The following is a 25,497-nucleotide window of genomic DNA, read 5'->3' on the forward strand; positions in this document are numbered from 1 at the left end:
TGCCAAGGACGAATTCTTGCGTATCGAGTATGCGCTCGGCAAATAATTAAAGGGCATAAGCAAATTCCCTAATCGGGATTTCCTTATGCCCTTTCATTACTTCGCGTTATTTCAATGACTTACGGGATTTCCCTAGGGCCGCCCGTCTCCGGCTGGGGGACTTGGGGGGATTTCGAGCACGACGAGACGGACGCGCGATCACGCCGGTTGGGGGCGCCTCGATATCCGCTCGCGCACTTCGGGCGAGGCCAGGCACGTCGCGACGGCCTCGTAGCCCGGCGCGCCGGGGTAAGGCACGACGCGGCTTGGCGGACTGTGATTCGCAGGGCAAAGCAGAATGGCTTCGTCTGGTCCAACGGCGGCAAGATCCAGGATCGCCGACGAGCGCGTCATCAGGAAGAGGGGCTTTCCTCCGGCCTTCGCGCGTTGACGAAGGTGGGCCATCAAGGCTTCCTGAGATGGCTGGTCGAGGCCCTGTTCGACCATGTCGATCACCAACACCGCGGGGCCTTCCGTTTCCAGCGCAACGAGTAAAGCCGTCAGCGCATCGGATTCTCTTGCGCCCTCGTCGACGAGCCACGCCATGACTTTGGCAATGCGCGATCCGAGAGCGGGATCCGTTGCCAACATGGCCTTCGCCGCGGCGCATCCATTGTCGAGCCGATCCAGGCCAACGAAGGCCGCATTTACCAGGGTCTGCGCGAGACGAAGGGCCAGCCTGGTCTTTCCGCTGCCTAACGAGCCGATGATGTAATTCAGGGGACGCACATCCCGAACTTCGAACCATTCCCCTCCCCAAGGCCAGGGGAGCGCAAACGCCGCGCGGGTTTCGGTCGATCGATCGAGCAAGCCGGTTAATTCTCCATCCGATGGCATCCGACCACGAGCCAGGTTTGCCTGGATACTTCGAAGCTTGTCCAATTGGTGAAGAAGCGCTTGGATATCTTTGTCGAGCACCGCTTCGTGTGTCGACAACGCCGCGCTCAGGCTCTCGACGTCACCCTCCAGTACGCGCGCGATTTGAGCCAGGCTGAGTCCGAGCGTGCGCAGCGTCACGATTTCGGTCGCGCGGACGATATCGTCAGGTCTATAGGTTCTATACCCCGCTGGTGTACGCCCGGGGGTCATCAAGCCATGCTGCTCGTATAGCCGCAAGGCCTTGATCGATACGCCAAGCCGTCTGGCTGCTTCGGAAGCATTCAGCCACGAATTAGAAGAACTCATGGGTTCACCGTCCTTGTGTTGACTAGGTGCAGCCAGCTTGAGGGCGGCCCCAAGGGTCGAGTCAACACATTATCGGGTTGTTTGCCGGCACAACGCCCGTCTGCTCACAGGATAGGAAATTGCAATAGCATTACGCCTCGCCTGGCGGTTCAATCCTGGCAACTTTGATGGGGAAAGCATGGCAAGGGGACGACCGGTATCGGACGCGCGTCAGTCCGTGCCCGGAAACGCGTCGACGATCTTCCACTCGCCGCAACTGTCGGCGAACGCGTCCACGCGCTTCACTCGAATGTCGGCGAAGGCGTTGACCACCTGTACCTTGATGTCGGGAAAGGCGGTGACGATCTTGACCGCGCCGCGCAGCGGGATGCCGTTGTAGGTGCAGCTTTTTTTATCGACGTCGCCGGCGGGGCCTGGGAAGTTGTCCGGCCGGGATTATGCCTGCACCCCGGCGAGTCCGCTCGCCGATCAGGCCGTCGGCGTCTGTATCCGCGCCATGCTTATACCGCGGACACGGTCGCCGTTGAATCGCCTTGGGCCCGCCCCGGCGGCGCCGTCACGATCGACGTCAACCCCGGCTCCGCCGCCTTCAGCCCCGCCAGGTCCGGCCGAGGCCGCCGCAGTTCCGCATTGCCCGCAAACGCCGACTCCATCCCCTGCGCCGCCGCCAGCACCTCGCGATCCCCGCGGAACCGGCCCACGATCTGCAAGCCGAACGGCATGCCTTTGTGATCCCGCCCGCAAGGCAGCGTCAGCGCCGGATGCGTGGTCAGCGTGATCACATACGTCAGCGCCAGCCAGCGGTAATAGTTCTCCTGGCGCTTGCCGTTGATGGCCTCGGCATACAGCTGCGTCCACGGGAACGGCGAAACCGGCGTGGTCGGCGACAGGATCAGGTCGTAGTCGTCGAAGGCGCGCTGGAAGCGCTTGATCAGCCGGGTCTGCTCGGCCTGCGCCCAGGCGCAATCCTTCAGGCTCATGGCCGCGCCCATCTCGAAATTGGCGCGGGTGTTGGGGCCGAGGCTGGCCGGGTCTTTCTCGTAGGCGTCGCGCATGCCGGCCACGAAGGCCTCGGCGCGCAGCACGTCGAAGCAGCGGTGGGCCTCGCCGAAGTCGATCTCGATGGGATCGCAGGCCGCGAACAGATGGCGCATGGCGGCGATCTTGGCGCGGAAGGTGGCGCGGATGCCGTCGTCCACGTCGCACAGCCCGAAGTCTTCGGTATAGGCCACGCGCAGCCGGCCCAGGTCGGCCGCGCCGGGCGCCAGGAATTGCAGCGGATCGAGCGGATAGCTGAGCGGATCGCCGACGTCGGGCCCGGCGCTGGCGGCCATCTGCAGGCAGGCGTCGGCCACGGTGCGGCCCATCGGGCCCACCACCGAGATCGGCGTCCAGCCCAGCGGCTTGCGCACGCTGGGCACCACGCCCGGCGAGGGCCGGAAACCCACCACGCCACACTTGGCGGCGGGGATGCGCAGGGAACCGCCGGTGTCCGAGCCGGTGCACAGCGGGAACAGGTCGCTGGCGAGCGCCGCGGCCGAGCCGCCGGAAGAGCCGCCGGCATTGAGATTCGGGTTGAACGGGTTGCCGGTGGCGCCCCACACCGTGTTGCGCGAGTTGGCGCCGGCGCCCATTTCCGGCACGTTGGTCTTGGCCGCCACGATGGCGCCGGCGCGGCGCAGGCGCGCCACCAGCGTCACGTCCTCGGCCGGCACGTGGTCGCGATAGATCGGCGAGCCGAAGGTGGTGAGCAGGCCGGCCGTGGGTTCCAGGTCCTTGACGCCCAGCGGCAGCCCGTGCAGCAGGCCGAGCGCGTCGCCCGCCATCACCGCCTGTTCGGCGGCGCGCGCCTCGATGCGGGCGCGCTCGAAGGCGGTGGCGGTGACGGCGTTGATGTAGGGGTTGACCGCCTCGATGCGCGCGATGCACGCCTCCAGCAGTTCCACCGGCGACAGTTGGCGCGCGCCGATCAGGCGCCGCAGTTCCACCGCGGATAACGAGACGAGGGAATCGTCCAGGGTCATGAGAGCTTCCTTCAATCGATCTTGATGTTGGCGCGCTGCGCGACGTCGCGCATCTGCGGCAGTTCCTTCTGGATCAGCGCTTCGCCTTCGGCGGCGGTGGAGAAGGCCGCTTCGAAGCCTTGCGCCTCCAGGCTCTTGCGCACGTCGGGCGAGTCGACCGTGGCGCGCAGGGCGGCTTCCAGCCGGGTCTTGACGTCCTTCGGCAGGCCGCGCGGCGCGGTGAACATCAGCCAGGTGTCCATGGCCACCGACGGATAGCCCTGTTCGGCAAACGTGGGCACGTCGGGCAGGAAGGCCGAGCGGGCCGGGGCCGACACCGCCAGCACCCGCACCTTGCCCAGCTTGCTCTGCGGCAGCGCGGCGGCCACGGTGTCGACCGAGAACGGAATCTGGCCGCCGATCAGGTCGGTCATGGCCGGCGCGCTGCCCTTGTAGGGCACGTGGATCATCTTGATGCCGGCGGCGGCCAGGAAGGCCTCGCCGACGAAATGCGCGGTGGTGCCGGCGCCGAACGAGCCGTAGGCGGGCGGTTCCTTCTCGCGCGCCTTGGCGTAGGCCACCAGTTCCTTCAGGTCCTTGACCGGCACCTGCGGGTTGGCCAGCAGCGCCAGGCCGGTGCGGCCGACGATGCCGAGCGGCTCGAAGCTCTTGACCGGGTCGTACGGCAGCTTGCTCTGGATCGCCGGATTGACGGTGAAGGTGGTGCCGGAACTGACCAGCAGCGTGTAGCCGTCGGGCGCGGCCTTGGCGACGTAGCCGGCGCCGATCGCGGTGCCCGCGCCGGCGCGGTTTTCCACCACCACGGTCTGGCCCAGTTCCTGGCCGAGCTTCTGCGCGATGACGCGGCCGAGCACGTCGGTCGCGCCGCCCGGCGGAAAAGGCACCACCAGGGTGATGGGGCGCGCCGGATAGCCGGCCTGGGCGCTGGCCGGGGCGGGCGCGGCGAGGGCGCCCGCAAGGGTGACACCAAGGGCAATCAAGGCAGTCTTCATGGTCATGCTCGACGAGAGTGGTGGAGGGACGGCGCGTCGGTTGGCGCCTGGGGGGCGGCCGCGAGTCGTTGCCCGCGGCTCAGGAATCGGTCGTACTCCTCGGCCGGCACGTACAGCCCGCCGGTGGTCCAGGCCAGGTGCGTGGCGCGCGCCAGATGCGGCAGCAGGCCGCGCCGGCGCAGCCATTGCTGCCCGGCCAGGCTGCCCAGCAGCTGGCGCGGTCCGGAGAACCCGGCCGCCGCCGACGGCTCGATGCGCAGGCCCTCGCTGTCGTGCAGCCGCGCCAGGTCGCCGTAGAGCGTATCGTCGGCCACCGTGTAGACGCCGGCCAGGGACTGGCCGACGGCGGCATACGCCAGCTCGGAGGCGCGCGGCACCGCCAGGCCGTCGGCCTCGGTCTGGTTGGTCAGGCCGATGTCGTAGACCGACGGCGGCGCCGGCACGCCGGGCAGTTGGCCATGGCCGGCCATCATGCGCAGCAGGAAGCAGGGCGACTGCACCGGTTCGGCAAAGAAGCAGTGCGCGTGCGCGCCATACAGCAGCGACAGGCCGAAAGCGATGCCGCCCGGCGCGCCGCCCACGCCGCAGGGCAGGTAGACGAACAGCGGATGCTCGGCATCGACCACGATGCCGGCCTGCGCGATCTGCGCGCGCAGTCGCAGCGCCGCCGCCGCGTAGCCCAGGAACAGCGAGGCCGAGCGCTCGTCGTCGACGAAGTAGCCGTGCGCATCGGCCTGGACCTGGCGGCGGCCGGCGGCCACGGCTTTTTCATAGTCGCCGGGGTGTTCCACCACCTCGACGCCCCGGGCGCGCAGGCGCGCCTTCTTCCATTCCTTGGCGCCGGCCGACATGTGCACGGCGGCGCGAAATCCCAGCGCCGAGGCGATCACGCCGATCGACAGGCCCAGGTTGCCGGTCGAGCCCACGGCCACCTGGTATTGCGCGAAACAGGCGCGCGCGGCGGGCGTGCCAAGCTTGCGGTAGTCATCGCCGGGCGCGACCAGGCCGTGCGCCAGGGCCAGCTTCTCGGTGAACTCCAGCACTTCGTGAATGCCGCCGCGAGCCTTGATGGAGCCGGCCACCGGCAGCGCGTGGTCGGCCTTGATCCACAGGCGCCCCGAGGCCGCCGGCAGCCCCAGCGCCTGTTGCATGGCGGGGGCTTCGCGCAGCGGCGATTCGATCACGCCGGCGGCGGCCTCCAGTTCCGGGAACAACTGCGCCAGCAGCGGCGCAAAGCGCGCGAAGCGGTCATGCGCCGCCTGCACGTCGGCCAGGGTGAAGCCGACGCCGGCGCCGGTCGCGGCGTGGTCGGGCCGGGTCCACAGCACCGGTCGCGCCGCGCGCAACGCCTGCAAGGAAAAAGCGGAAACCGAAGCGTGGGACGGGATCATGACTGCGCGCGCCAAAGGGGTGATGTCATCGAACGGTCACATCCTAGGCGGGGCTCATGCATTGCGGCAATATGAATTGATAGAATCGTTCATTGCGTTTTACGCAAACCAAGGGCAAACCCGATGAACCCGCAAATCCTGCAGGAAATGGCCGTGCGCTACTTCCTGGAAGTGGCGCGCTGCGGCTCGGTCAGCGTCGCGGCGGAGCGGCTGGACGTGGCGCCGTCGGCCGTCAGCCGCCAGATTGCCCGGCTCGAACGCGAGCTGGGCACCTTGCTGTTCGAGCGCCGCTCGCGCGGCATGGCGCTCAACGCCGCCGGTGAACTGCTGGCCGCCCACGCCAAGCGCTCGCAGCAGGACGTGGACCGCGTGGCCGGCGAAATCATGGGACTGCGAGGCTTGCGCCAGGGGCTGGTGCGGGTGGTCTGCACCGAGGGCTTCGTGCATGACTTCCTGCCGGCAGCCATCGCGGATTTCCGTCAGCAGTACGCGGGCATCCGTTTCACGCTGGACGTGTGCTCGCAACGCGAGGTGCCGGCCCGCGTGCGCGACGGCGCGGCCGACGTCGGCGTGACGCTCAGCCTGACCTCGCACCGCGACGTGCGGGTCGAGCTGCGCATGCCGGCGCCGGTGCGCGCCGTGGTCGCGACCGATCATCCGCTGGCCGGCCTGCCCGAGGTGTCGCTGGCGCAGTTGATGGCCTATCCGCTGGCCTTGCCCGATGCCGATTCCACCTTGCGGCAGCTGATCGACATCAGTTGCAGCCGCCAGCAGTTGCAGTGCGAGCCGGTGTTCTCCAGCCGCAGCGTCGACGCGCTGGTGGCATTCGCGGGAGCGGGCGGCGGCGTGGCGTTCTGCGGCGAACTGGCGATCCGCTATCGCCTGCGCGGCAGGCAGGTGGTGGCCGTGCCGCTGCGCGACCGCGAAATGAACGAACGCCACTTCGAAGTGCAGACCCTGGCCGGGCGCGTCCTGCCGGAGGCCGCCAAGGCCTTCATCGCCAGCTTGCGCGCCCAATTGCGAGCGGACGGCGACGCGCTGCCGGCGTCCTAGCGCTCCGTCGCGAACGGGCGGGCCTGGCGCGTGGCCAGCCAGGCGCGGCCCTTGGGTGCCAAGGTGGCCAGGGGGGCGCGGCTAGGCGACCCGCGCGACGATGTCGCCCGGCCGCCCCATCTCGTGATACAGGTCATCCAGGTACGCCGCCAATTCTTCCTCCGTGACATCGGCCGGGATGACGATCTCGTCGGCGCGCACGCGCTTGCCCGCGACGGACTGGTAGACGGCCCATTGGCCGGCCTCGCGCACGATGTCCAGTTGCAGGCGCCGGTAGATGTCGAATCTCATAGGGTTTTCTTCATCGACGGCGCCGGATGCCGCGTGTATTGCTCGCGCTCGTAGAAGGGGATCGCGTCGGGCCGGGCATCCAGGAACACCGCTCCCATGCCGCGGGCGCGCGCGTCGGCCTCGGCGTAGGCCATCAGCGCGCGGCCGGCGCCGCTGCCGCGCACGGCCTCGTCGACTACCAGATCGTCCACATGCAGATGCGGACCGCGCGCCAGCGTGTGCACCGGCCGCATGCCCATCACCCCGATCAACCGGCCGTCGCGGTAGGCCCCGACCAGCTCGTAGCCGCCATGCGATTGCCGCCGCACCCGCTGCAGGAACTCGGCCTCATCGAGGGCGGCGCGCAGCTGGCTGATCAGGGGAAAGGCCTGCGCCCAGGCGGACGGTTCTATTCTGCTGACGCTCAACATGATGCCTCCGGAAAGTCTGGCGGCAGGCTACCATGGCCCGTCCCCAATGAGAGGAGCAGCTATGGAAGCATTGAACGGATTTCAGATCACGCGCGGCGCGGTGCAGGTGCAGGACGGGTATCTGCCGGTGATCGAGGCGCAGGGGCCATCGGCCGACGGCCGCACGCTGCGCGGGGCGGTGACCGTGACGGAATACGGGGTGTTCGACGACCAGGAAGAGGCCATCAATGCGGGCTGGACGATTCGCGTGCGCGCGATCACGGCCGAAGGCGATGGACTGTCGATACGGATCGACCAGTAAGGGCGCCGTCGCGGTGCGCGCGGGAAGATCCTGGACAAAAAAAATCCGGCCCGAAGGCCGGAAAAACTTACAACAACAAGCACAACAGCTCGCCGGCACGAGCCAGTGCGGTGAGAAATTTATCACGTATGAGATAAATTACAAGATGTAGTGTCCGTGGAGTGGACGCTTGGTGGCCGATTCCATCAAATGTGGCCCCAATTCGGTGCGCGCCAGAGGAACCGGCCGCGCGGCCGCCGCGTCGGCGCGCGGCGGCCGGCGATCTCAAACCACGCGCGTCACCGTCTTGCCGTCCCGGAACCAGCCGTCCAGGTTGGCCAGCATCAGGTCGGCCATGGCGCGGCGGGTCTCGTGCGTGCCGCTGGCGATGTGCGGCAGCATCACCACGTTGTCCATGGCGTTGAGCGCGGCGGGCGTGGCCGGCTCGTGTTCAAACACGTCCAGGCCCGCGCCGGCGATGCGGCCGGCCTGCAGGGCCTGGACCAGCGCGGCCTCGTCCACCACCGTGCCGCGCGCGATGTTGATCAGCCATCCCTGCGGACCCAGCGCCTTCAGCACCTCGGCGTTGATCAGATGCCGCGTGGCGCCGCCGCCCGGCAGCGCCAGCACCAGGAAATCGCACTCCGCGGCCAGCGCCGTGACGCTCGGGCAATAGCGGTAGTGGGCCGGCGCGTCCGGCCGCGGCTTGCGGTTGGTGTACAGGATGGGCATGTCGAACGCCTCGGCCCGCCGCGCGATCTGCAGCCCGATGTTGCCCAGCCCGACGATGCCGCAGCGCTTGCCGCTCATGCGGGTGCCCAGGCCAAAGCCTTCCTGCGGCCAGCGGCCGGCGCGCACGAAGCGGTCGGCCTCGGCGATGCGGCGCGATGCCGCCAGCATCAAGGCCAGCGCCGTGTCCGCGACGCAGGCGTCCAGCACGCCCGGCGTGTTGGTGACCTGGACCTGGCGCGCTTGCGCCGCCGCCAGGTCGATAGTGTCGTAGCCGACGCCGAAACTGAAAATGCCCTCCAGCGCCGGCAGCGCCTCGATCAGGTCGCGCGTGGCGCCGAAGCGCCCGCTGGTGGCGATGCCGCGGATGGCCGGGCCGTGCTCGCGCAGCAGCGCGGCCTGGTCGGGGCTTTGCCACCAGTGGTGCACGCGGTAGCGCGACTCCAGCTCGGCGGTCAGCTCGGGCAGCAGGGGGCCGACCATCAGCAGGTCGGCGGTGGGGGAAGCTTGGGAAACGGTCATGGGCTGGGTGCTACGTTTGCGGCGGCGAGGCCGGGGAGGGCGGAACCGCGGTTGAGGAAGAGGGGACGGCGCCAGTGTGCGCGACCGGCGCCGCGGGTCGTCATTGCACCTGGATATGGCGTGTCTTGATGATCTGCCCGTAACGCTCGCGCTCGCTGGCCGCCAGCGTCTCCAGCTGCCTGGGCGTGGAGCCATGCGCCACCGCGCCCTGCGATTCGAGCTTGGCCTTCATCGTCGGATCATTGGCGATGTCGCGGATCGCGGCCGACAGCTTGTCGATCACCGCCTGCGGCGTGCCCGCCGGCGCCAGCACCGCGGTCCAGGATCCGGTCTGCGCGTTCTTGACGCCGGCCTCGTCGATGGTCGGCACGTTCGGCAGGGCGGGCGAGCGCGTCGCGCCGGTCACGGCCAGGGCGCGCAGCTTGCCGGAATTGACGTAGGGAATGGTCTCCAGCACCGACGCGAACAGCATGTCCACGCGGCCCGCCATCAGGTCGGTCATGGCGGGGCCGCCGCCCTTGTAGGGCACGTGCATCAGGTCGACCCCGGTGGCCTGCTGGAAGATCTCGCCCGACAGGTGCGGCGCGCCGCCGGTGCCCGAACTGGCGTAGGTGTGCTTGCCGGGCTGCGCGCGCGCCAGCGCCACCAGCTCCGGCACGTCCTTGGCGGGCAGGCTGGCGGGCACCACCAGCACGAACGGCAGGTCCGAGAACAGCGACACCGGCGCGAAGGCCTTGGCCGGGTCGGAGTGCAGCTTGTAGATCCAGGGATTGATGGCCAGCATGCCGGAATTGGCGAACAGCAGCGTGTAGCCGTCGGCGTTGGCGCGCGCCACCAGGTCGGCGGCGATCTGGCCGCCGGCGCCGGGCCGGTTGTCCACCACCACCGAGGCGGCCAGCTTGTCGCCCAGCGCGGCCGCCAGCAGGCGCGCCGATATGTCGGTGCCGCCGCCGGGGGCGAACGGCACGATCAGGTTGATCGGGCGTTCCGGATACGGCGCGGCCCGCGCGGCGGCGGGCAGGATGGCACACGTGGCCAGGGCCAGCGTGGCGGCGATGAGCCGGCGGCGCGGGCGGTGGGTGGGGCTTGTCTCCATGGCTTTCTCTTTGTAGTGAGCGGCTCGGGCCGCGGGGAAAACACTGCTGCGATGACACTCCTTCTGGCCCGGCCGGTCAGGCGCCTGGCGTTGCGGCCGAGTATAGGAATGCCAGCCGATGGATGACTGTTCGAGCTATAAATAGCATTGATCAATTCAAGGATTGGATCGATGGAATTCCGCCAGCTCGAATGCTTCATCGCCGTGGCCGAGGAACTGCACTTTGGCCGCGCCGCCGCGCGGCTCTGCATGACGCAGCCGCCGCTGTCGCGCCAGATCCAGCTGCTGGAGCAGGACCTGGGCGTGACGCTGTTCGAGCGCAGCAGCCGCCAGGTGGAGCTGAGCGCGGCCGGCCGCCGCTTCCTGCGCGACGCGCGCCACCTGCTGGAGTATTCAGCGCGCGCCGCCGCCACCGCGCGGCGCACCTCCGGCGGCGACGCGGGCCACATCACCCTGGGCTTCACGGCGGTGGCGTCGTACCGGCTGATGCCGTCGCTCATCGTGCGGGCCCGCAAGCGCCTGCCGGGCGTGGAGATCCAGTTGCGCGAAACCGTCAGCACCGACCTGTCGCGCCTGCTGCTGGGGCGCGAGCTGGACGCGATCCTGGCGCGCAGCGTGCCGCAGCAGGCCGGCATCGAGTCGCGCCTGATCGAGCGCGAACCGCTGGTGCTGGCGCTGCCCGCCGGGTCGCCGTTGTGCGCGCACGAAGTGGTGCCGCTGCGGCTGCTGCAAGGCCAGCCGTTCGTGTTGTATTCGCCGCGCGAGGGCAAGTATTTCTACGACCGCATCGTCGGCGCGTTCGGGCTGGCCGACGTGCAGCCCGACTACGTGCAGCGCGCCAGCCAGACGCATACCTTGCTGGCGCTGGTGCGGGTGGGCCTGGGCGTGGGCATCGTGCCCGATTCGGCGCGCGAGCTGCGCCTGGAGGGCGTGGAATTCCGTTCGCTGGGTCAGCGCGATCTGTACGCGGACATGTTTCTGGCCTGGCACGCGCAGCATGACAACCCGGCGTTGGACGCGTTCTTGCGGCAGGTGGCCGAGGTGCTGCCCGCGGCGGCCTGAAGAGGGGGAGTCGATAGCCGCGGAGCGCGGCCTCGGGGCGTTGCCGCCGTTCCGTGCGGGGAAGGGCCGCGCCCGCCGTTGCCGCGGTTCAGCGCGCCGCGGCGGCGTTCGCTGTTGACTTCAGGCTTTCGATGATCCGCAGCCCGTCCAGATGGCGCTGCTCGCCGGTCTCGCAGGACTTGCAGATCGCGCCGACGTACAGGCCATCGACCACCGTCTCGGCGAACACGCCCGACCGGTATGGGGGCCGCACATCGGTCTCGACGCGATACCAGTCGCGATCGCCGATGCGCACCCGCTCCAGCGGCTGGCGGATATCGGCGTCGGGACCGGTCGCGCGCAGCACCGCGCGCAGGCGGAAATAGCGCTTGAGCGGCGAGGCATAGAGCGCCTGCAACCGGGCGTCATCGTCGTCGCCTTCGAGCGGCTTGGCTTGCATCAGCAAGGTGCAGGTCTCCTGCGTCTGTTCGCAGGCCTCGCTTTCGCAGACCAGCTGCACGCGCCGCATGCCGCTGCGCGACACCTCGCCTTGCGGCGAGCCGTCCAGCGCCCAGCCCTCGGGCAGTCGCACCGACAGCCCGTGCGGCAGGTCGAGGGTCTCGGCCGATGCGGCCGGCGCCAGCGCGCCAAGCGCCAGCCCCCCGCACAGCGCCGCCAGGCGGATCAACACCGGCCCGTTCATGGCGTGGCCCCTGTCTGCTGATGATTCCCGCCCGCGCCGCGCGTGAGGATGCGTTCGAACAACGCCAATTGATCCGCGTCCAGCGCGCGTAGCGGCAGGATCAGCGGTTCGCCCTCCCGCCGCAGCAGGATCAGGTGCTCGCCTTGCCGCTCGATCCGGTCGAAGTCGGCCGTCGCGAAGTTGTTGCACCAACCGTCCTGCCAGACTTCGAGCCGGTCGTCATAGAGCCGCGCCTCGTGTTCCTCGGCCGGCATGCGCCGGTGCATTTGTCCGGCCAGCCGGTACGCGTGGCGGCGCCGGGACCAGGGATGCAGCAGGATGACGGCGGCCAGGAAGGCCCAGAACCCCAGCGTGATCTTCCAGAAACTGTCCGTGAACATCTCGCCAAAGAGCGGCAAGGCATAGCGCAGCGGCACCCGCTCGGAATCCAGCAGCCACAGCAGCACGAATATCAGGGGCACCAGCAGGGCGGTCAGCGCGAAGGCCAGCAGGAAGCCGCGCCGGCGGCGGCGCTGCATGCCGGGGCGTTCGATCTGCCACGAGATCGCGGCGGCGCGGTCGTCCTGGTTCAGCAGGAAACGCGTCGTCAGCAGCGGCGGCGCGGTCTCGGGCGCCGCTGCTTGCGGCGGGTGCCGCGTCGCGTCCGGCGCGCCGACGTGGCAGGAAGCGGCCCACGCCTTGATGCGCGCCACCTGCTCGCCGGACAGCGCCTGTCGGGGCAGGGCGTACACGTCCTCGATATTGTGCAGCTGGATGAACAGGTGCGCGGGCGTCTCGGCAATCCCCTGGATGCGCGAGCACGCCATGGCCGTCTTGCGCCCCGGCAGGGTGACGACAAGCCCGCCAGGCTCGAAGTGATAGACGGGGTGGATCGTCTGGTCGAGCCCTTCGTCGCGGCACCAGCGCGCCAGGCGCCCGCGCACGATCGCCGGATGGCGAAAGTAGTAGATCAGCACCGGGATGGCCAGGATCAGGATGGGCAAGCCATCCAGGCCGAACAGGTCGTGAAAGAAGCGCGAGAGAAAAGGGCCGACCCCTTGCTCGCCGCTGTCCCGCCAGGCGGAGAACCCCAGCATCACCAGCAGCGCCAGCACCACCCAGGCCAGGATGTGCAGCGCGCGCCGCCGGGCGGCCCCGAACATGTCCGCGTAGCTGAACAGCGAGGCCGCGATGCGGTCCTGCAGCGCGATCGGCGCGGTCAGCGAGAAGCCGCCGGCGGGTGTCGCGCCGGGCGCCTCGTTCGGATGCGCGACGCGCGGCGTCAGCGTGCCGTCGGCAGCGGTGCTTGGCTCGGCCATGAGGTCTCCGTCAGGGGGTGACCCGCAATTTAGCATTGCTCCGTGGCGTGGCGTGGCGATGCGTGGTGCGGGCAACGGAGGGCGCGCCGCTGTCAGGCCGGCATCTTCTTCTTGCCCAGTAGCGCCAGCGTCAGCGCGCGGCCGCGGCTCATGAAGGGATACAGCGCCGCCGACAGGCAGGGGCGGCGGAAGATGGCGGCATTGATCTGGTTGAACAGGTCGCTGTCGGAGCTGATCAGCGCCAGCCGGTTGATGCAATCGGCGCCCCAGTAGATGTGCCCGTCCAGCCGCAGCAGCATGCCGTCGTTCAGGTCATAGCCGCGCTCGCGGAAATGCGCCACCAGTTCGGGGTGCTGGCGCATGTCGAGCATTTCGACGGGGCCGACCGCCTTGCGCAATTGCACCATCCGCACGTAGTTGGTGCAGAACGGGCAATCGCCGTCGTAGAGCAGGAAATTGCGGGGCGCGGTATCCATATTCATGACCCACAGCTTACCAGTGACCGGCGCCGCCTGCGCACCGGAGAGAGCGGCGATTTGCTGTCATGGACCGGTGATCGCCCGCAACGCTTGCGCTACTGACGTGTACGCGAAGCGCAGCCGCTGGAGGCTTCGCCGCTCAAGCCGCTTCATTCGCCCACGCCAATGCCATGGCGTAGTCGCGCACGTCGCGCGGCCACTCGGCGACCTGGCGCGCAAAGCCCGCGCGATCGTCCGCGTACAGCGCCCGCGTGGCCTCTTCAAACCCGGGCAGGTTGCCGCCCATGCTCGACATGAAGTGGTACGCGGCTTCCTGCCGCTGGCGCTGCTGGTCGCGCGCCTCGTTGTCGCGGCGCGCCTGCTCCACCAGCTTGCGCAGCGCCACCGACGCGCCGCCGGGCTGCGTCGCCAGCCAGTCCCAATGGCGCGGCAGCAACGTCACTTCGCGCGGCACCACGCCCAGCTTGGGCCGGCCGCGGCCGCGCGGGGCGGCCTCGGCGGTGTCGGCGTCGTCAGCCGGCGCGGCAGTGGCCGCCGGCGCCTGATAGCGCTTGCGGATATCGGCGTCGCCGCCGCGCAGGTCCAGGTCGACCTGCTTGCCGCTCTGGTCGTCGAACACCAGGATGGCGGCGTCGCCGCGCGCGGCCTGGGCCTGCTTGACCGACAGCGCCACGTCGGCGAGGCCGCCGCGCGTCAGCAGGCGGTGGCCGTCGAACGCGGTGTGGGTGGAGGGAAGGGCAGTCTGCGTCATGAGGGATGCGAAGGATATTCGCCCGGATGAATTTGATGGTCGGCATTGTGAGCGATCGCCCGATCGCTTGTCAATATAATCCGGGTAAAAATAATGCGAGGAATAGTGCAAGGTCGCAACGCCTATTGAAAAAAGTCGCAAAAATCATGCGCCGACCTAGGGTCAACACCTAGTCAAAACACGTCAGCGGCGTATAATCTTGCTTTGCGCCCGGAGTTACCCATGCGTCTCGTTCAAAAAGCGCTCACCTTCGACGATGTGTTGTTGGTGCCTGCGTATTCCGAGGTGTTGCCGCGCGACACCTCCCTGGCCACGCGCCTCACCCGCAACATCTCCCTGAACATCCCCCTCGTGTCCGCCGCCATGGACACGGTCACCGAATCCCGCCTGGCGATCGCCATGGCCCAGGAAGGTGGCATCGGGATCATCCACAAGAATCTGTCCGCCGACGCCCAGGCCCGTGAAGTCGCCCGCGTCAAGCGCCACGAATTCGGCATCGTGATCGATCCGGTCACCGTCACCCCCCAGATGAAAGTGCGCGACGCCATTGCGTTGCAGCGCCAGCATGGCATCTCGGGCCTGCCGGTGGTGGAAGGGCGCAAGCTGGTCGGCATCGTCACCAACCGCGACCTGCGTTTCGAAGAGAACCTGGACCAGCCCCTGCGCAACATCATGACGCCGCAGGAACGCCTGGTCACCATGAAGGAAGGCGCCACGCTGGATGAAGCGCAGGCCCTGATGCACAAGCATCGCCTGGAACGCGTGCTCATCGTCAATGACGGTTTCGAGCTGCGCGGCCTGGCCACCGTCAAGGACATCGTCAAGAACACCGAGCACCCGCTGGCCAGCAAGGATGCCCAGGGCCAGCTGCGCGTCGGCGCCGCGGTCGGCGTCGGTGGCAACACCGAAGAGCGCGTGGAAAAGCTGGTCGCCGCCGGCGTCGACGTGCTGATCGTCGACACCGCCCATGGCCACTCCAGGGGCGTGCTGGAAGGCGTGCGCTGGGTCAAGCAGAACTATCCCAAGGTTGAAGTCATCGGCGGCAACATCGCCACCGCCGCCGCCGCGCGCGCGCTGGTCGAGTACGGCGCCGACGGCGTCAAGGTCGGTATCGGCCCCGGCTCGATCTGCACCACCCGCATCGTGGCGGGTGTCGGCGTGCCGCAGATCCACGCGATCTCCGAAGTCGCCAAGGCGCTGGAAGGCACGGGCGTGCCGCTGATCGCCGACGGCGGCATCCGCTACTCGGGCGACGTCGCCAAGGCCCTGGCCGCCGGCGCGTTCTCCTGCATGATGGGCGGCATGTTCGCCGGCACCGAAGAAGCGCCGGGCGAAGTGGTGCTGTTCCAGGGCCGCTCGTACAAGTCGTACCGCGGCATGGGCAGCCTGGGCGCCATGACGGAAGGCTCGGCCGACCGCTACTTCCAGGACCCGGCCAACAACGCCGACAAGCTGGTCCCCGAAGGCATCGAAGGCCGCGTCCCCTACAAGGGCAGCGTGCTCGCCATCATCTACCAACTGGTCGGTGGCATCCGCGCCTCCATGGGCTACTGCGGCGCCGCCACCATCGACGACATGCGCACCAAGGCCGAATTCGTGGAAATCACCTCCGCTGGTGTCCGCGAGTCCCACGTGCACGACGTACAGATCACCAAGGAAGCGCCCAACTACCGCGCCGACTGATCCCCGTACAGTCAACTACAATGTCATGCATCACGCACCGGCAGAACCGCAGAATCAGTCAGCGGGTCTGCCGGTGCGGTTTTATTTACAGCGATTTCATTCATTACCGGTAGAGTCTCCATGCACCAGCGCATCCTCATTCTCGACTACGGTTCGCAAGTCACCCAACTGATCGCCCGCCGCGTGCGCGAAGCCGGCGTCTACTCCGAAGTGCATCCCGGCGACGTCGACGACGCCTTCATCCGCGACCAGATGGCGCAGGGCCTGAAGGGCATCATCCTGTCGGGCAGCCACGCATCGGCCTACGAAGAAGGCTCCATGCGCGTGCCGCACGCCGTGTTCGAGCTGGGCGTGCCCGTGCTGGGCATCTGTTATGGCATGCAGTCCATGGCGCAACAGCTGGGCGGCGTGGTCAGCTTCTCCGACCACCGCGAATTCGGCTACGCCGAAGTCCGCGCCCACGGCCACACCAAGCTGCTGGAAGGCCTGGAAGACTTCGCCACCGCCGACGGCCACGGCATGCTCAAGGTCTGGATGAGCCACGGCGACAAGGTCACCGAGCTGCCCCCGGGCTTCAAGCTGATGGCTTCCACGCCGTCCTGCCCCATCGCCGGCATGGCCGACGAAGATCGCCGCTTCTACGCGGTGCAGTTCCACCCCGAAGTCACGCACACCGTGCAAGGCAAGGCCATGCTGGCCCGCTTCGTCAACGAGATCTGCGAATGCCAGGGCGACTGGAACATGCCCGACTACGTCGCCGAAGCCGTCGCCCGCATCCGCGAGCAGGTCGGCCAGGACGAAGTCATCCTCGGCCTGTCCGGCGGCGTCGACTCGTCGGTGGCCGCGGCCCTGATCCACAAGGCCATCGGCGACCAGCTGACCTGCGTCTTCGTCGACCACGGCCTCTTGCGCCTGGACGAAGGCAAGCAGGTCATGCAGACCTTCGCCGAGAACATGGGCGTCAAGATCATCCACGTCGACGCCACCGCCCAGTTCATGGGCAAGCTGTCCGGCGTGGCCGACCCCGAAGCCAAGCGCAAGATCATCGGCCGCGAGTTCGTCGAAGTGTTCCAGGAACAAGCCGGCAAGCAGAAGAGCGCCAAGTGGCTGGCCCAGGGCACCATCTACCCCGACGTCATCGAATCGGCCGGCGCCAAGACCGGCAAGGCCACCTCGATCAAGTCGCACCACAACGTCGGCGGCCTGCCGGACACGTTGAACCTGCAGCTGCTGGAACCCCTGCGCGAACTGTTCAAGGACGAAGTCCGCGAACTGGGCGTGGCCCTCGGCCTGCCGCCGCAGATGGTCTACCGCCATCCGTTCCCGGGCCCGGGCCTGGGCGTGCGCATCTTGGGCGAGGTCAAGCACGAGTACGCCGAGCTGCTGCGCCGCGCCGATGCGATCTTCATCGAAGAACTGCGCAATACCAAGGACGAGGCCAGCGGCCTGACCTGGTACGAGCTGACCTCGCAGGCGTTCGCCGTGTTCCTGCCGGTGAAGTCGGTGGGGGTGATGGGGGATGGCCGCACCTACGAATATGTCGTGGCGCTGCGGGCTGTGCAGACGTTCGACTTCATGACGGCTGATTGGGCGCCGCTGCCGCATCCGTTGCTGGCTCGGGTTTCCTCGCGGATTATTAATGAGGTGCGGGGGATCAACCGGGTGGTGTATGACGTGTCGAGCAAGCCGCCTGCGACGATTGAGTGGGAGTGACGGAGCGTCTTTCGAGGGCTATCGCCAGGTATCGGTGGAATTTACTTAACTTGTTGATATTAAAAAGATAAGTTGCGTTTTCTATCGGTGGCTATCGCCGGCCAGCAGAACGGGTCGGCGACAGAACTGACGGTAAGCCCCGAAGGTCGGATCCAGACCCTCCTGTTTACTATTGAGACCGAACCGGTCTTTGACGGTAAAAAACTCCTGAGGAAAGCTTGTTTCATGCGGCTTTCCGAGCATCAACGGGTCTCCAGGTCCCTGACGGTAAAAGCCGTCACGAACAGGAGGAACACCCTCAATGCTCACCGACACAGCACTGCGCAATCTCAAGCCTAAGTCCAAGATTTATAAGGTTTTTGACCGCGATGGCATGTACGTGGCGGTATCGACCGCCGGTACCATCACCTTCCGCTACGATTACCGTCTCAACGGACGCCGCGAGACGCTGACGCTCGGACGGTATGGGCCGGCCGGCATGTCGCTGGCCATGGCCCGAGAACGACTACTCGATGCCAAGCGGTCCGTCGATCAGGGCCTTTCCCCGGCGCTGGAGAAGCAGCGGGCCAAGCGGCGACTGACGGCCGCCAGGACCTTCGGCGAGATGACGGAACGCTGGCTGGCCGATGCCCGCATGGCCGACAGCACCCGGGCGATGCGCAAGCACATCATCGACCGCGACATCCTGCCGGTCTTCCAGAACCGGAAGCTGAAGGAAGTCACCCCCGACGACCTCCGGGCGCTGTGCAACAAGGTGAAGGCGCGCGGCGCGCCGGCCACGGCCATCCATGTCCGCGACATCGTGAAGCAGGTCTATGCCTTCGCCATCCTGCATGGCGAGCGGCTCGCCAACCCAGCCGACGACGTGAAGGCGGCGTCGATCGCGACCTTCGTTCCCAAGGACCGGGCGCTCTCGCCCGCCGAGATCCGGCTGGCCTTCCACCAACTGGAGACCATCGCGTCCTATCCGACCATTCGGCTGGCCTTGCGGCTGATCCTGCTGACGATGGTGCGCAAGAGCGAACTGGTCGAGGCCACCTGGAGCGAGGTGGATTTCGAGAACGCCACCTGGACGATTCCGAAGGTGCGGATGAAGGGGCGCAAGCCGCACGTGGTTTACCTGTCGCGGCAGGCGATGGACATCTTCGTAGCCCTACACACCTGCGCGGCTGGCTCGCGATTCGTGCTGCCGTCGCGCTATGACCCCGATCGGTGCATGTCGCATGCAACGCTCAACCGGGTGACCCAGCTCATTGGGTCGCGTGCGAAGGAAGCCGGGTTGCCGCTGGAGCCATTCACGGTGCACGACCTGCGGCGCACCGCTTCCACACTGCTCAACGAGGTGGGCTTCAACGGGGACTGGATCGAGAAGTGCCTGGCGCACGAAGAGGGCAGCCGGACTTCGCGCTCGGTCTACAACAAGGCCGAGTACGCCGGGCCGCGGCGGCACATGCTCCAAGAATGGGCCGACATGGTGGAGGCGTGGGTCGATGGGCGCACGCATCTGCCGAAGCTGGTGCCCGAGGACGTGTCGGTCCCGGTGCTCAGCCCGGCTTTGTGAGGGAGGGGCGCATGATGACCTTGATGGGAACCGCTTCTGGGGGGCAGTCCAAGGTTTGCGTTTGTCAAGAAAAGATCACTCTGGATGATCTTTTTCCTGAATTTTCAAACTTGCGGCTCTTGGAGGAGGTTTATAAATCTGATATTTTGAGCACTATGGATGCTCAAAATTCACGAAAATTGAACCGTTTGCTGGCCGAACTGGGCGATACGCGCCTGGTGTCCAGCCGCTGGTTGCGCACGCATGACTACTCCAACAGCCTAGTTGCGCGCTATGTGGGCAGCGGCTGGCTGGTGTCGCCGGCGCGCGGCGTGTACATGCGCGCCGGCGGGCGGCTGCAATGGGATGGGGTGGTCCGCAGCCTGCAGGTCGGGGAGGGCATGCCACTGCATGTCGGGGGACGCTTTGCGCTGGCCTTGCAAGGGCACGAGCACTACTTGCGCCTGGGTGATGCCGGGACGATCACGCTTTACGGACCGACGCCTCCGCCGGGCTGGGTCGGCAAGCTGTCCATGGAGCAGCGCTTCGAGTACCAGGGCAGGGGGCCGTTGGACCTGTCGGCCGTGCCCGTCACGGCGGAAGTCTCCGAGAAGGCGCTGTCCGAGGCGGGCTTGGCCTGGCATTCCGCTGCGCCTGGTGTCGATGCCTTGGTCTGCTCGACGCCCGAGCGGGCCATGCTGGAGCTGTGCGATGGCGTATCGGATGCGGCAGGGGTCTACGAGGCCGATGCGCTGATGCAGGCCATGACCACGCTGCGCCCACAGCGCGTCGGCCTGCTGCTGCGCCACTGCCGCAGCATCAAGGCCAAGCGGCTGTTCCTGGCACTGGCCGATCGCCATCGGCATGCGTGGCTGGCGCATGTGCCGTTGGATGGCGTCGATCTGGGCCGGGGCAAGCGTGCGCTGGTGCCCGGCGGGCGCCTGCATCCGACCTACCAGATCACCTTGCCAGGAGACCTCGATGAGCACCTGGCTTGATCGGTGGGACCGGCGCTACACCGACCGGGTGCGGCTGCTGGTCGAGATCCTGCCGGTGCTGGCCCAGGAGCCGCGCTTCGCGCTCAAGGGCGGCACCGCCATCAACCTGCTCGAGCATGACCTGCCGCGTCTGTCGGTGGACATCGACCTGGCCTGGCTGCCGGTGCACGACTACGCCGAGGATGCGAAGCTGATCGCCGAAGCACTCGGACGACTGGCCGACGCGATGCGCGCCCGGCCTTTGCAATTGCAGGTGCAGGCCTCGGCGGGCGAAGGCGGGGCGGTCACCCGGCTGGTGGCCAGTCGCGGCCGCGCGCGTGTGCAGATCGAGACGACGCCGGTGATGCGCGGGACGGTGCATCCGGTGCGGGCCATGGTCGTGCGCCCGAAGGTGGAGGAGGCGTTCGGCTTCGCCGAGGTGCAGGTGCTGGATTTCGCCGACCTGTATGCCGGAAAGCTGGCGGCGGCATTGTCGCGGCAGCATCCGCGTGATCTGTTCGACGTGGGCCTGCTGCTGGAGGATGAACGAGCGGATGCTGGTCTATGGCGGACCTTTCTCGTGTACCTGACATGCAGCCCAAAGCCAGCATGGGAAATGCTGTCGCCGCGCGTACCTGCGGATTTCCAGGCCACCTTCGAGGCCCATTTCAAAGGTATGACGACCGAGCCTATCAGCGTGGCGGCATTGCTGGAGAGCCGTGAGCGTCTGTTGGCACGGGTGGCGCATTGGCTGGACGAGCCGTCGCGCACCTTTCTGCAATCGGTAGAGGACGGGCAGCCAGATTTCGGGTTGATCGGCCTTGCTCATGCGGTCGACCTGCCCGGGGTGCGGCGCAAGTTGCACAACCTGGCGCAGCGCACGGCGGCTAAACGCGCTGCGGATCGTGGGCAGTTGGCGGACGTGCTGGCGCGCATCAAGGTGCGATGACGTGGCGGCAATACAAGCGGATGGAGCGATCGCGATGGTTCACGACTTCACATTGGTCTATGCGCTGAATCCTGAGCTGGATTCGCAGGATGAGGTCCTGCGCCGGCTGGCCGGCAGCGACTGTGCCGACGCCACGGTGGGCTGGGGTCGGCCTGGGCACGTCGCGCTGGCCTTTAGCCGGGAGGCACGAGACCGAGATGTGGCGGTCACGTTTGCTGTAGCTCAGATGGCACGAGTGCTGCTCGGGGCGGAACTGGTCAGGGTGGATGCCGGGTAGTCACCGTGGACGTCAGAGGGCGGTGTCATCGAACAGGGCGGTGCCGACGCAGCCTCACGTCCGGGCCGGGCGATGTGTCGGCCTCTGCTGATCGCGAGGCTTGCTTGCGGCTTTCTATCCAGGCTTCGACTTCTTCCAGATCCCAGACCACGCAGCGCGGCGTCAGCCGGAAGCGCCGGGGAAACTCGTCGCGCTGCTCCATTTCGTAGATGGTGGTTTCCGCCAAGGGTACGATCTGATGCAGCTCACGTCGGCGGATCGTGCGGCGAAAGGGGAGCGGTGATCCCTTCGAGAGCTGCGGAAGCTCGGCGTACCGCTCGGCGCCGGGGTGAGGCAGGGAAGCATTGGGTTGTGCTGAAGTCCTGAGCGTTTCTGAGTTGGCAGCCATCGTCCAGATTCCATGGGGTTCGCAATGAACGTCATGGTGGCTATCGGTGGCGATTGCGACAACTTGCTGCAGCAAGGCCAAGCGTAGGAAAGCAGCATCCCGGCGTTCCGCCGTCGGGCTCGCAGGGTGCGCCCCGCGCCTCTGCGAGTCGCGGCCATTCAGCTTTGATCCCTGATGCCTTCGGCCTGGATCGTTGATCCGGGCCTGCGCGCTGCGCTTGCCTTCCACTTCTTCGTTGGAGATGGAGAGGCGGGCTTGCTGTTCTCTTCACCGTATCACGGCGTTCTCGCCGTCAATGACTGCGCGTGCTCGCACGCTTGCGGCCTGTCGGCCGTCTGTGATCCCTGACTGCTTGCGCTGCGCCGTGAGGCGCCGGTTCCGGGCAATTCCGCCCGAGCAACCGGAGCACGATCATGTCGCAACTGTCCTTTTCCTCTTTCGATTCGCTGCTGCATGTGCGCGTTACCCAAGGCCGCTATCGGCTGGCCTCTGTCGAACAGATCCTTGAAGCGGCACGCGAGGCTATCGACCAGAAGATGCAGCGCGGTACCGAGTTCAGTTCACCAGCCGTCGTGAAGGAGTACCTGCACGCTAAACTGGCAGGCTTCGAGCATGAAGTGTTCGCCGTTCTGTTCCTCGACACCCAGCATCGCTTGATCGAGTACACCGAGATGTTCCGCGGCACCATCGACAGCGCATCCGTGCATCCGCGCGAAGTCGTCAAGGAGGCGCTGCGGGCCAATGCAGCAGCAGTGATCCTGGCACACAACCACCCCAGCGGGCATCCAGAGCCCAGTGCTGCGGACAGGGCGCTGACGCGGCAGCTCAAGGCAGCGTTGGAATTGGTGGACGTGCGCACGCTGGACCACATCATCGTTGCTGGCAGTGCTACTACGTCATTTGCAGAGCGAGGTTTGCTCTGACCTCGGGGGCTTCGGCCCCCTTTTTGCTGCGCCAGATAGCCCAGGCACGGTACTTCGAGAACGAGGATGGCACGCACGGCTTGATCTGGTCGCAGCACGCCTGACGGCGGCCACCAAGCCCCGCCTATTGCGGCGGGGTGCATTTCAAGATTGGAGTCCCCGCAATTCCCCTACAACTCTCCATCGTCCTTCAGCTTCTGGATATCATTCGAGATTGTCTTCTGAGATCGCAAGGTGCGTTTTGCAATTTCAACTTGCGACAATCCCTCTTGCGCAAGCTCTTTGACGACCTTTCTCCGCTCCGCAGGCGGCTGTTGAGCGACATGATCGGTCTGTCGTCGAACCAGGCCAGAAAGCACAGTTTCTTTCTTGATAATGCGCTGCTTTCCATCCGCAGAATCAACAGTGAAACTCACGGAGTTTGCTGTCTGCTTGAATTCATATCCGCGGATTGCGCCAGTCTGAACTTGCTCTGCTAAAGCGTGCAGTTGAGCAGCCACCTGTTGATTATTCAAAGATGTCAAGTTCCCACTTGACGCACCCTTGACGACTAATTCGCCATTGGACTTCTTGGTTGCCACGTACATCCCCTTTCGATAGCACACGCGCGAATTGGCATGCATCGGGTCGAAGCATATCTAGAATTTCTAGAAAATACTAGTAACTTCTAGAAATTCTGTGGGATGTCGTTTGGCACTGACTCGCTAGGGAGCAGCTTAGTCTCCGTCTCAGCCATCAGCGCTGCTGTGCTGCACTCCAATGCACCGGCGATCTTGAAGATGATCGCCAGGGTCGGCGAATGCTCGCCACGCTCTATCTTGCCCATATGTGAACGTTCAATGCCAGCCAGATTGGCCAGCGTTTCCTGGGCGATGCCGCGCTCCGTGCGCAGCGCACGCACCGCCGCGCCGAAGGCCTGGGCCAGCTCGGCGTCGAAGGTGATGGAGCCGGCCGGTCGGCCGCGCTGGACGGTTCGCTTCTGCATAGACAGAAGCGTCGATTCGCGGCACAATTAAAACCACGTTATATTTAACTCATTCATCGGTTTTCCTGTCCTATGCCTCTATGGGAGTCCGCAGCGCCGGGTCTCATCAAAAGTGGAGAGCCTGATCCATGGATTTCTTGACTTCCGTACATGCGCCTTGGTGCTTCTACGCTTTTGCGGATGGACGGGCATGCGCATGTGCGTTTTCGTGGGAAGTCGGGGATGCGGGTCTGCGGCTTCGTGCATTCGTGGGAATGCATCCATGACGCAGCTCATCACTGACGACGAGCGCGCACGAATGCTGGTCAACGGGCAGGGCACCGATGCATTGCCCGTGGTGCGACTGTTCACCCCTGACGCGCACGCCACCTGGCTGCTGGCCGCACTCGATCCGGCCGATCGCGATACGGCCTGGGGGCTGATCGACCTCGGAATAGGCATGCCCGGCCTGGGCAATGTGAAGCTGTCCGATCTGGCGTCCATCATCGGGCCGCGCAAGCAGCCGGTGATGCGCGATCGCTACTTCCAGCCGGTGCGGCGGCTATCGGAGTACCTGCGGCTGGCCAAAGAAAACGGCTCGATCACCGACTGACCAACCCCCAGCAACAACAGCGCACTCTGACTATTTCAGGCTTACCCAAGACCTGCACAGTCTGAATCCGCACTCTTGCACCGAAGCGGTGCGCTTCTGTTGCAAACAGTCATGATCTTTGGTGCGGGCTGCTGCACGGTGCTCCATGCTGCGCGCCATTTTTCCGGAGGCGTAGCCGTCGCATTGAGACGATTTCCGCAATGCCCTGGAGCCAATCGGTCTTGATACCAGCAGTTACAACTTATCCCGATTTCGATGACGACTTGATGGCGGCCCGATAGCTCCTGCACGCCGGAATCCGTGGCGACGTTCCTGCTGAATGACAGGAGGCCGCGTCATGGCTGACCCCAGCGCCGAACACTGGTATCCGACCGCCGCGTATCTCTACACGCTGCACCTCGACGGCCCCGCGCTGGCGTGGGAATACCTGCGCCGCCACCCGGACTACCGCCGCGACTGGCTGCGCCGGCGCCGCCGGCCAGAGGCCGCCGCGCGCTGGGGATTGCGCCTGCTGGAAGATCCCGCCCTGGATGCGCGCGACGCGCATCCGGCCTGGTTCCCTGACCACGATGCCGTCGTGCAGCTCTACCCGGACGCCGACCCGCCACCCGACGCGGTGGCCTTCGCGTTCTGGCGCCTCCCCGGCCAGAAACGCCTGATCCACGATGGCAAGCGCCTGGTGCTGCTGGCGCGCTGGCCGGGCTGCTGCCTGCGGCTGGTGATCGCTCCCGGCTTGGCCGACGGCATGGCTTACGCCTATGCCATCCGCGCCTGCGCCGCATCCTGCGGACGCTATCAGGCGCTGGCGGCCGAACTGGACAAGCTGGCCGCCGCTGGCGATGCAGCGCCAGCGGGAACGGCACGGTCGCGGCCGGCCCCCGCTGCGTTGCTGGAGTTGAACACGCTCCAGGCGCTCGACGGCACCCTCGCGGGCGCGTCCCTGCGCGACGTGGCCGAAGGGCTGTTCGGCGTCGATGCCGTCGCCGACGACTGGTACGCCGACAGCGCCTTGCGCGCCCGCGTTCGCCGGCTGGTGCGCCGGGGCGATGCGCTGATGCGCGGCGGCTATCGCCGTCTGGCACAGCTTCCGCCCGTTGCACAGGGACGCGCTGCATCCCCTGCAAAACGTCCCTGATCAGGAAGCCTTGCTTTCTTGAAAGTGCCTCTATCCGGCCGCGTGGTGTGG

Annotated in this window: 27 protein-coding genes; 12 read left to right on the forward strand and 15 right to left on the reverse strand. The window is 66.7% G+C overall.

Going from position 1 to position 25,497, the window contains the following annotated elements; all coding sequences use genetic code 11:
* Window positions 1-198: 198 nt before the first annotated feature.
* From I6I07_RS20830 to I6I07_RS20845, 4 genes are all read right to left on the reverse strand, one after another.
* The gene (locus I6I07_RS20830; RefSeq protein WP_198483527.1) at window positions 199-1,224 is read right to left on the reverse strand and encodes a MerR family transcriptional regulator; all 1,026 of its coding nucleotides are present in this window, start codon (window positions 1,222-1,224) and stop codon (window positions 199-201) included.
* A 500-nt stretch (window positions 1,225-1,724) separates the two neighbouring features.
* Window positions 1,725-3,248 (reverse strand): amidase, encoded by a 1,524-nt coding sequence (locus tag I6I07_RS20835; RefSeq protein ID WP_198483528.1) that lies wholly within the window; start codon window positions 3,246-3,248, stop codon window positions 1,725-1,727.
* An 11-nt stretch (window positions 3,249-3,259) separates the two neighbouring features.
* On the reverse strand, window positions 3,260-4,246 hold the full coding sequence (locus I6I07_RS20840; RefSeq protein WP_198483529.1) for a Bug family tripartite tricarboxylate transporter substrate binding protein: 987 nt from the start codon (window positions 4,244-4,246) through the stop codon (window positions 3,260-3,262).
* Window positions 4,243-5,631: a D-serine ammonia-lyase gene (locus I6I07_RS20845; RefSeq protein ID WP_198483530.1), complete on the reverse strand. Its 1,389-nt coding sequence runs from the start codon at window positions 5,629-5,631 to the stop codon at window positions 4,243-4,245. The genes I6I07_RS20840 and I6I07_RS20845 overlap by 4 nt, the downstream gene beginning before the upstream one ends.
* Window positions 5,632-5,754: 123 nt before the next feature.
* Here I6I07_RS20845 and I6I07_RS20850 point away from each other — a divergent pair, with 123 nt between their 5' ends.
* On the forward strand, window positions 5,755-6,684 hold the full coding sequence (locus tag I6I07_RS20850) for a LysR family transcriptional regulator (RefSeq protein WP_198483531.1): 930 nt from the start codon (window positions 5,755-5,757) through the stop codon (window positions 6,682-6,684).
* Between the two features lie 81 nt (window positions 6,685-6,765).
* On the opposite strand, the gene I6I07_RS20855 is transcribed toward I6I07_RS20850, so the two are convergent.
* Window positions 6,766-6,975 (reverse strand): DUF7661 family protein, encoded by a 210-nt coding sequence (locus I6I07_RS20855; protein WP_061070865.1) that lies wholly within the window; start codon window positions 6,973-6,975, stop codon window positions 6,766-6,768.
* A complete protein-coding gene (locus tag I6I07_RS20860) occupies window positions 6,972-7,385 on the reverse strand; it encodes a GNAT family N-acetyltransferase (RefSeq protein ID WP_198483532.1) in 414 nt (137 codons plus the stop codon). The genes I6I07_RS20855 and I6I07_RS20860 overlap by 4 nt, the downstream gene beginning before the upstream one ends.
* A gap of 61 nt (window positions 7,386-7,446) precedes the next feature.
* Between I6I07_RS20860 and I6I07_RS20865 the strand changes: the two genes are divergently transcribed.
* Complete coding sequence (locus tag I6I07_RS20865; protein ID WP_198483533.1) at window positions 7,447-7,686, forward strand: hypothetical protein; 240 nt, start codon at window positions 7,447-7,449, stop codon at window positions 7,684-7,686.
* A 264-nt stretch (window positions 7,687-7,950) separates the two neighbouring features.
* Here the strand turns inward: I6I07_RS20865 and I6I07_RS20870 are convergent, their stop codons facing one another.
* Complete coding sequence (locus I6I07_RS20870; RefSeq protein WP_198483534.1) at window positions 7,951-8,916, reverse strand: 2-hydroxyacid dehydrogenase; 966 nt, start codon at window positions 8,914-8,916, stop codon at window positions 7,951-7,953.
* A 100-nt stretch (window positions 8,917-9,016) separates the two neighbouring features.
* On the reverse strand, window positions 9,017-10,012 hold the full coding sequence (locus tag I6I07_RS20875; protein WP_198483535.1) for a tripartite tricarboxylate transporter substrate binding protein: 996 nt from the start codon (window positions 10,010-10,012) through the stop codon (window positions 9,017-9,019).
* Between the two features lie 171 nt (window positions 10,013-10,183).
* On the opposite strand from I6I07_RS20875, the gene I6I07_RS20880 reads away from it, so the two are divergent.
* Window positions 10,184-11,074, forward strand: coding sequence for a LysR family transcriptional regulator (locus I6I07_RS20880; protein WP_198483536.1), 891 nt, complete (start codon window positions 10,184-10,186; stop codon window positions 11,072-11,074).
* A gap of 88 nt (window positions 11,075-11,162) precedes the next feature.
* Here I6I07_RS20880 and I6I07_RS20885 read toward each other — a convergent pair whose 3' ends face one another.
* From I6I07_RS20885 to I6I07_RS20900, 4 genes are all read right to left on the reverse strand, one after another.
* Window positions 11,163-11,756: a hypothetical protein gene (locus I6I07_RS20885; protein ID WP_198483537.1), complete on the reverse strand. Its 594-nt coding sequence runs from the start codon at window positions 11,754-11,756 to the stop codon at window positions 11,163-11,165.
* Window positions 11,753-13,054: a YcxB family protein gene (locus tag I6I07_RS20890; RefSeq protein ID WP_198483538.1), complete on the reverse strand. Its 1,302-nt coding sequence runs from the start codon at window positions 13,052-13,054 to the stop codon at window positions 11,753-11,755. The genes I6I07_RS20885 and I6I07_RS20890 overlap by 4 nt, the downstream gene beginning before the upstream one ends.
* 92 nt (window positions 13,055-13,146) lie before the next feature.
* On the reverse strand, window positions 13,147-13,536 hold the full coding sequence (locus I6I07_RS20895) for a DCC1-like thiol-disulfide oxidoreductase family protein (RefSeq protein WP_198483539.1): 390 nt from the start codon (window positions 13,534-13,536) through the stop codon (window positions 13,147-13,149).
* 136 nt (window positions 13,537-13,672) lie between these two features.
* Entirely contained in the window at window positions 13,673-14,284 is a 612-nt protein-coding gene (locus I6I07_RS20900) for a DUF2239 family protein (RefSeq protein ID WP_198483540.1), read from the reverse strand.
* Between the two features lie 222 nt (window positions 14,285-14,506).
* On the opposite strand from I6I07_RS20900, the gene guaB reads away from it, so the two are divergent.
* The 6 genes from guaB to I6I07_RS20930 all read left to right on the forward strand — a co-directional run bounded on the left by guaB (window position 14,507) and on the right by I6I07_RS20930 (window position 21,423).
* Window positions 14,507-15,967 carry an IMP dehydrogenase gene (gene guaB, locus I6I07_RS20905; protein WP_006395566.1) on the forward strand — a complete coding sequence of 487 codons (1,461 nt, stop codon included), beginning with the start codon at window positions 14,507-14,509 and terminating at the stop codon, window positions 15,965-15,967.
* A gap of 120 nt (window positions 15,968-16,087) precedes the next feature.
* Window positions 16,088-17,680 (forward strand): glutamine-hydrolyzing GMP synthase, encoded by a 1,593-nt coding sequence (gene guaA, locus I6I07_RS20910; RefSeq protein ID WP_054486970.1) that lies wholly within the window; start codon window positions 16,088-16,090, stop codon window positions 17,678-17,680.
* Between the two features lie 301 nt (window positions 17,681-17,981).
* Window positions 17,982-19,241 carry a tyrosine-type recombinase/integrase gene (locus tag I6I07_RS20915; protein ID WP_198483541.1) on the forward strand — a complete coding sequence of 420 codons (1,260 nt, stop codon included), beginning with the start codon at window positions 17,982-17,984 and terminating at the stop codon, window positions 19,239-19,241.
* A 155-nt stretch (window positions 19,242-19,396) separates the two neighbouring features.
* The gene (locus I6I07_RS20920; protein WP_198487614.1) at window positions 19,397-20,218 is read left to right on the forward strand and encodes a type IV toxin-antitoxin system AbiEi family antitoxin domain-containing protein; all 822 of its coding nucleotides are present in this window, start codon (window positions 19,397-19,399) and stop codon (window positions 20,216-20,218) included.
* Window positions 20,202-21,146, forward strand: coding sequence for a nucleotidyl transferase AbiEii/AbiGii toxin family protein (locus tag I6I07_RS20925; RefSeq protein ID WP_198483542.1), 945 nt, complete (start codon window positions 20,202-20,204; stop codon window positions 21,144-21,146). The genes I6I07_RS20920 and I6I07_RS20925 overlap by 17 nt, the downstream gene beginning before the upstream one ends.
* Window positions 21,147-21,180: 34 nt before the next feature.
* On the forward strand, window positions 21,181-21,423 hold the full coding sequence (locus tag I6I07_RS20930; RefSeq protein ID WP_198483543.1) for a transcriptional regulator: 243 nt from the start codon (window positions 21,181-21,183) through the stop codon (window positions 21,421-21,423).
* 25 nt (window positions 21,424-21,448) lie between these two features.
* On the opposite strand, the gene I6I07_RS20935 is transcribed toward I6I07_RS20930, so the two are convergent.
* Entirely contained in the window at window positions 21,449-21,811 is a 363-nt protein-coding gene (locus I6I07_RS20935) for a helix-turn-helix transcriptional regulator (RefSeq protein ID WP_198483544.1), read from the reverse strand.
* Window positions 21,812-22,224: 413 nt separating this feature from the next.
* On the opposite strand from I6I07_RS20935, the gene radC reads away from it, so the two are divergent.
* Complete coding sequence (gene radC, locus I6I07_RS20940; RefSeq protein ID WP_198483545.1) at window positions 22,225-22,734, forward strand: RadC family protein; 510 nt, start codon at window positions 22,225-22,227, stop codon at window positions 22,732-22,734.
* 170 nt (window positions 22,735-22,904) lie between these two features.
* Here radC and I6I07_RS20945 read toward each other — a convergent pair whose 3' ends face one another.
* Entirely contained in the window at window positions 22,905-23,315 is a 411-nt protein-coding gene (locus tag I6I07_RS20945; protein ID WP_198483546.1) for a winged helix-turn-helix domain-containing protein, read from the reverse strand.
* 86 nt (window positions 23,316-23,401) lie between these two features.
* A complete protein-coding gene (locus I6I07_RS20950) occupies window positions 23,402-23,719 on the reverse strand; it encodes a helix-turn-helix domain-containing protein (protein WP_198483547.1) in 318 nt (105 codons plus the stop codon).
* A 262-nt stretch (window positions 23,720-23,981) separates the two neighbouring features.
* Between I6I07_RS20950 and I6I07_RS20955 the strand changes: the two genes are divergently transcribed.
* On the forward strand, window positions 23,982-24,311 hold the full coding sequence (locus tag I6I07_RS20955) for a DUF2958 domain-containing protein (protein ID WP_198483548.1): 330 nt from the start codon (window positions 23,982-23,984) through the stop codon (window positions 24,309-24,311).
* 337 nt (window positions 24,312-24,648) lie between these two features.
* Window positions 24,649-25,446: a DUF2285 domain-containing protein gene (locus tag I6I07_RS20960; protein ID WP_198483549.1), complete on the forward strand. Its 798-nt coding sequence runs from the start codon at window positions 24,649-24,651 to the stop codon at window positions 25,444-25,446.
* Window positions 25,447-25,497 lie beyond the last annotated feature (51 nt).

It is taken from the genome of Achromobacter deleyi (assembly GCF_016127315.1).
Lineage (GTDB): Bacteria > Pseudomonadota > Gammaproteobacteria > Burkholderiales > Burkholderiaceae_B > Achromobacter > Achromobacter insuavis_A.